The sequence below is a fragment of the Rhodococcus sp. EPR-157 genome, from assembly GCF_001647195.1.
In the GTDB taxonomy this organism is placed as follows: domain Bacteria; phylum Actinomycetota; class Actinomycetes; order Mycobacteriales; family Mycobacteriaceae; genus Rhodococcoides.
In genome coordinates this window covers 1-4,847 of record NZ_LVCV01000347.1, presented here as the reverse complement: position 1 = coordinate 4,847, position 4,847 = coordinate 1, and the positions used below count along the sequence as shown (strand labels likewise).

At 62.5% G+C, this 4,847-nt stretch carries 5 protein-coding genes; 4 read left to right on the top strand and 1 reads right to left on the bottom strand.

From position 1 onward, the window contains the following. Positions 1 to 365 (bottom strand): alcohol dehydrogenase catalytic domain-containing protein (locus tag A2J03_RS16220; RefSeq protein ID WP_156520419.1); only part of this gene is annotated, 365 nt, incomplete at its 3' end. 157 nt (positions 366 to 522) lie between these two features. On the opposite strand from A2J03_RS16220, the gene sthA reads away from it, so the two are divergent. The 4 genes from sthA to A2J03_RS16200 all read left to right on the top strand — a co-directional run. Further along, positions 523 to 1,938: a Si-specific NAD(P)(+) transhydrogenase gene (gene sthA / locus A2J03_RS16215; protein WP_068375856.1), complete on the top strand. Its 1,416-nt coding sequence runs from the start codon at positions 523 to 525 to the stop codon at positions 1,936 to 1,938. 165 nt (positions 1,939 to 2,103) lie between these two features. After that, complete coding sequence (locus tag A2J03_RS16210) at positions 2,104 to 3,057, top strand: PAC2 family protein (protein WP_068375854.1); 954 nt, start codon at positions 2,104 to 2,106, stop codon at positions 3,055 to 3,057. A gap of 221 nt (positions 3,058 to 3,278) precedes the next feature. Beyond that, the gene (locus A2J03_RS16205) at positions 3,279 to 4,316 is read left to right on the top strand and encodes an alpha/beta fold hydrolase (protein ID WP_068375852.1); all 1,038 of its coding nucleotides are present in this window, start codon (positions 3,279 to 3,281) and stop codon (positions 4,314 to 4,316) included. Positions 4,317 to 4,375: 59 nt separating this feature from the next. After that, on the top strand, positions 4,376 to 4,847 hold a 472-nt coding region (locus tag A2J03_RS16200; protein WP_156520418.1), incomplete at its 3' end, for a DEAD/DEAH box helicase.

The following is a 4,847-nucleotide window of genomic DNA, read 5'->3' as shown; positions in this document are numbered from 1 at the left end:
CCGTCTTCGAGAGTCATCTTCTTGGATGCGTTGTGGGTATCGAAGCAGTACCAGGGCTTGCCTTTCTTGCACGCCCGACATTCGCCGCATACCGCACGCCAGTTCAACACCACGAAGTCGCCGACCTCGACGTGTGTCACCGCATCGCCGACGGTCTCGACGACACCGGCAGCCTCGTGACCGAGCAGGAACGGGAACTCGTCGTTGATTCCGCCTTCGCGGTAGTGCAAGTCGGTGTGGCACACCCCGCACGCAGAGATCTTCACCACCACGTCGAACGGCCCTGGGTCGGGAATCACGATCGACTCGATCGAGACCGGTTCACCCTTGGCCTTGGCAACGACCCCACGCACTGTTTGCGGCATTGATTCCTCCACGCTCGACTCGAAATGTGTTTCTTTCATCAGACTCCCACAACACATGCATCGGTAGCGACATTCGAATGTGCCGAACAGACCTGTGTTCACGTGCTTGTGACCCGCCCGGCATACGGACTTTGCGTGGACGGAGTACCTATGAGACATGTCTGTTGCGATGGAATACGACCTTGTCGTGATCGGGTCCGGTCCTGGCGGCCAGAAGGCTGCCATAGCCGCTGCGAAACTCGGGAAACGCGTTGCAATCGTGGAGAAGGGCAAGATGCTCGGCGGTGTGTGCGTCAACACCGGCACGATCCCCTCGAAAACGCTGCGCGAGGCAGTTCTCTATCTGACCGGAATGAACCAGCGCGAACTGTACGGCGCGAGCTACCGGGTCAAAGCCAACATCACCCCAGCGGACCTGTTGGCCCGCACCTCGCACGTGATCGGCAAAGAGATCGAGGTCGTTCGGTCACAGCTGCTGCGCAACCGAATCGAGCTCATCACGGGCACCGGAAAGTTTCTCGACGCGCATACCGTCGTCATCGACGACGAGCAGCGCGGGGAGCAGCTCACGGTCCACGCCAAGAACGTCGTCATCGCCACCGGAACGGCTCCGGCGCGGCCTGCCGACATCGAATTCGACGACTACCGAGTGCTCGACTCCGACGGCATCCTCAATCTCGAGTTCATCCCCACCTCGATGGTCGTCGTAGGAGCGGGCGTGATCGGGATCGAGTATGCGTCGATGTTCGCCGCACTCGGCACCAAGGTGACCGTCGTCGAGAAGCGTGACACCATGCTCGACTTCTGCGACCGCGAAATCGTGGAGTCACTGCAGTTCCATCTTCGCGATCTCGCTGTCACGTTCCGGTTCGGCGAGGCGGTCACCGCAGTCGACATCGGACCGTCGGGAACGGTAACCACACTCGCCAGCGGCAAGCGGATTCCAGCCGAGGCAGTCATGTACTCGGCGGGAAGGCAGGGTCTGACCGACGCACTCGATCTCGAAAGCGCCGGACTCGAAGCCGACGCTCGCGGCCGAATTTTCGTCGACGAGAACTTCCAGACGAAGGTCGATCACATCTATGCCGTCGGCGATGTCATCGGCTTCCCCGCGCTCGCAGCCACATCGATGGATCAAGGTCGTCTGGCCGCCTACCACGCGTTCGGCGAGCCGAGCAAAGGTCTGACCGATCTGCAACCGATCGGCATCTACTCGATTCCCGAAGTGTCGTACGTCGGAGCGACCGAGGTCGAACTCACCAAGAAGGCGGTTCCGTACGAGGTCGGTGTCTCCCGCTACAGGGAGCTCGCCCGCGGTCAGATCGCCGGCGACTCCTACGGGATGCTGAAGCTGCTGGTGTCCACCGACGACAGGACCCTTCTCGGCGTACACATCTTCGGTTCGGGCGCGACGGATCTCATTCACATCGGGCAGGCAGTCATGGGGTGCGGCGGCACCATCGACTACCTCGTCGACGCCGTGTTCAACTATCCGACGCTGTCCGAGGCATACAAGGTCGCGGCCCTCGACGTCACCAACAAGATTCGGGCCCTGAACAGTTTCGGCGGGTGATGGTCGGCGGCGGGAATGAAGCAAGGAACCACGACGTTCTCGAAGTGGAGGCGCGTGTGTTGCACGCGTCAGTAGCCGGGTACCCGTCCACGCGCGAGTATCCTGGCTAGACGTCGGTTTCGGCCGTGCCGTCGGCCGAGGGCGATCCACAGAAAGGGGTCCGGCATGAATGAGAAGTCGAGCATGTACGAGCTGGAGTTTCCAGCGCCTCAGATTTCTTCCAGTGACGGGCTCGGTACTGTCCTCGTGCACGGGCTCGAGGGCTTCTCCGACGCCGGCCACGCGGTGAAGCTGGCAACCAAGCATCTGCGGGAAAGTCTCGAAACCGAGCTGGTCGCGTCCTTCGACGTCGACGAGCTCGTCGACTACCGGTCTCGCCGACCGACCATGTCGTTCAAATCGGACCACTTCTCCGACTACGACGCCCCCGAGCTGAATCTCTACGCAGTCAAGGACAACGCGGGGACACCGTTCCTCCTGCTCTCCGGCATGGAGCCGGATCTGCGGTGGGAGAAATTCACCACTGCGGTACGGCTGCTCGCCGAGCAACTCGGAGTCCGCCGAACCATCGGACTCGGTTCGATTCCGATGGCCATTCCGCACACCCGTCCGCTGGGTGTGACAGCCCACTCCTCGAACAAGGAGTTGGTCCCGCCGGACCAGAGCTGGTCGGGCGAACTACAGGTTCCCGGAAGCGCGTCCTCGCTCCTGGAGTTGCGCATGGCGCAGCACGGGCACGAGTCGATGGGCTTCTCGGTGCACGTTCCGCACTACCTCGCTCAAACGGACTACCCGGGCGCCGCCGAGACTCTTCTGGAGAACGTGAGCACCGCCGGTGGTCTCGATCTGCCGCTCGTTGCGCTCGGCCAGGCCGCGGCGCGAGTGAAGGAGCAGGTGGACGAGCACATAACAGGCAACGAAGAAGTTCAGTCGGTCGTGCATGCGCTGGAACGCCAGTACGACACCTACGTCGCTGCCCAGGAGCAGCAGTCGACGCTGCTGGCGAAGGACGAGACCCTTCCGAGCGGCGACGAACTGGGCGCCGAGTTCGAGAAGTTCCTTGCCGAACAGGGCGGGTTCGATGCCGATCCGAACGCCGATCCTCAGTCCGAGAACTGACGGTTCTCACGAACGTAAGAGCGGGCACCGAGTGTGAACTCACACTCGGTGCCCGCTTTTTCGGCTCTCGACGGCGCCGCTCAGGCCGAAACATACCTGTAACCGTAAATCACTCCGATATCTCGCCGTTGCCCCGAACTCGTGCGAGAGTCATAGGCAACAGCGCAACCCCTACCGAGGATCCACTCGACCGATCCGCCCACGAGGAACCAGCAGGCGACATGAGCAATCCACGCACGCGCAAGCTTCGACCGGTTCCCGACGCCGAACCGCGGCTCGTCTTCCGTACCGTCCACGGCTACCGACGGGCTTTCCGCATGGCCGGCGAAGGTCCAGTCGTTCTGCTCATTCATGGCATCGGCGACAATTCGGAGACATGGAACGACGTCATTCCGCACCTCGCACAGAACTACACGGTCATAGCGCCGGACCTGTTGGGGCACGGCCGCTCCGACAAACCACGCGCGGACTACTCGGTCGCCGCGTACGCGAACGGCATGCGCGACCTGCTCTCGGTTCTGGGTATCGAGCATGTCACCGTCGTCGGCCACTCCCTCGGCGGCGGCGTTGCAATGCAGTTCTCCTACCAGTTCCCGCACATGGTCGACAGACTCGTCCTGGTCTCCTCGGGTGGGGTGACGAAGGACGTTCACCCACTGCTTCGGCTTGCATCGATCCCGTTGGCCAGTGAAGTCGTGAAGTTGCTTCGTGTGCCGGGCGCCCTGTCGTTGGTCAAGTACGCAGGCGGGCTGATCGGCAAACTGAACGGCTCGCCGCTGCGCCCAGGGGCCATCCTGCACGACACGCCGGACTTCATGCGGGTACTCAGTGCCCTCCCCGACCCCACCGCGTACGAGGCGTACCTACGTACCTTGCGCGCGGTCGTGGACTGGCGCGGGCAGGTGGTGACGATGCTGGATCGGTGTTACCTGACCGAGAACCTTCCGGTGCTACTCGTATGGGGCGATCAGGATTCGGTGATACCCGTCAGCCATGCCCATCTGGCCCATTCCGCCATGCCGGGCTCGAGACTCGCAGTGTTCAGACGCTCCGGTCACTTTCCGTTCAGGGACGACCCCATCCGCTTCCTGCACGTCCTCGAGGAGTTCTTCGAGGCCACGCCGGCTCTGGAATTCGACGAGTCACGCTGGCGCCACCTTCTCATCAACGGCATCGGTGAGGACATGATCACCGGTAGCGCAAGCACCCGACTGGCGGTGCTCGGAGCCATGGGATCCGACGAGCGCAGCGCGACCTAGGCGCAGTCCTCGCGGACGCCGATGGTGTGGACACCGTCGGCGACCCATAATCTGTAGGCGTGCTCCTCTCCGAACTCGTCCCTGCCCCCACGACCGACGAGGCACAGGATCCGGACGCACTGTTCGAGATCTTCACCGCATGGACGGTCGAGCGAGGTCTGACGCTGTATCCGGCGCAGGAAGAGGCACTGATCGAACTGGTGTCCGGATCCAACGTCATTTTGGCAACCCCCACCGGCTCGGGTAAGTCCATGGTTGCGGTCGGAGCGCACTTCGCCGCGATGGCCGCTGGAAAGCGCACCTTCTACACCGCACCGATCAAGGCACTCGTCAGCGAGAAGTTCTTCGCGCTGTGCGACATCTTCGGGGCCCAGAACGTAGGCATGATGACGGGGGACGCCTCGGTGAACTCCGGCGCACCCATCATCTGTGCGACTGCCGAGATCGTCGCCAATCTTGCGCTCCGACAGGGAGCGGACTCGGACATGGGTCAAGTGGTCATGGACGAGTTTCACTACTACTCCGAGCCGG

What these genes read in the sequence shown, in the direction of transcription:
- sthA (WP_068375856.1), top strand. Translation starts at nt 523, where the DNA reads ATGTCTGTTGCGATGGAATACGACCTTGTCGTGATCGGGTCCGGTCCT.
- A2J03_RS16210 (WP_068375854.1), top strand. Translation starts at nt 2,104, where the DNA reads ATGAATGAGAAGTCGAGCATGTACGAGCTGGAGTTTCCAGCGCCTCAG.
- A2J03_RS16205 (WP_068375852.1), top strand. Translation starts at nt 3,279, where the DNA reads ATGAGCAATCCACGCACGCGCAAGCTTCGACCGGTTCCCGACGCCGAA.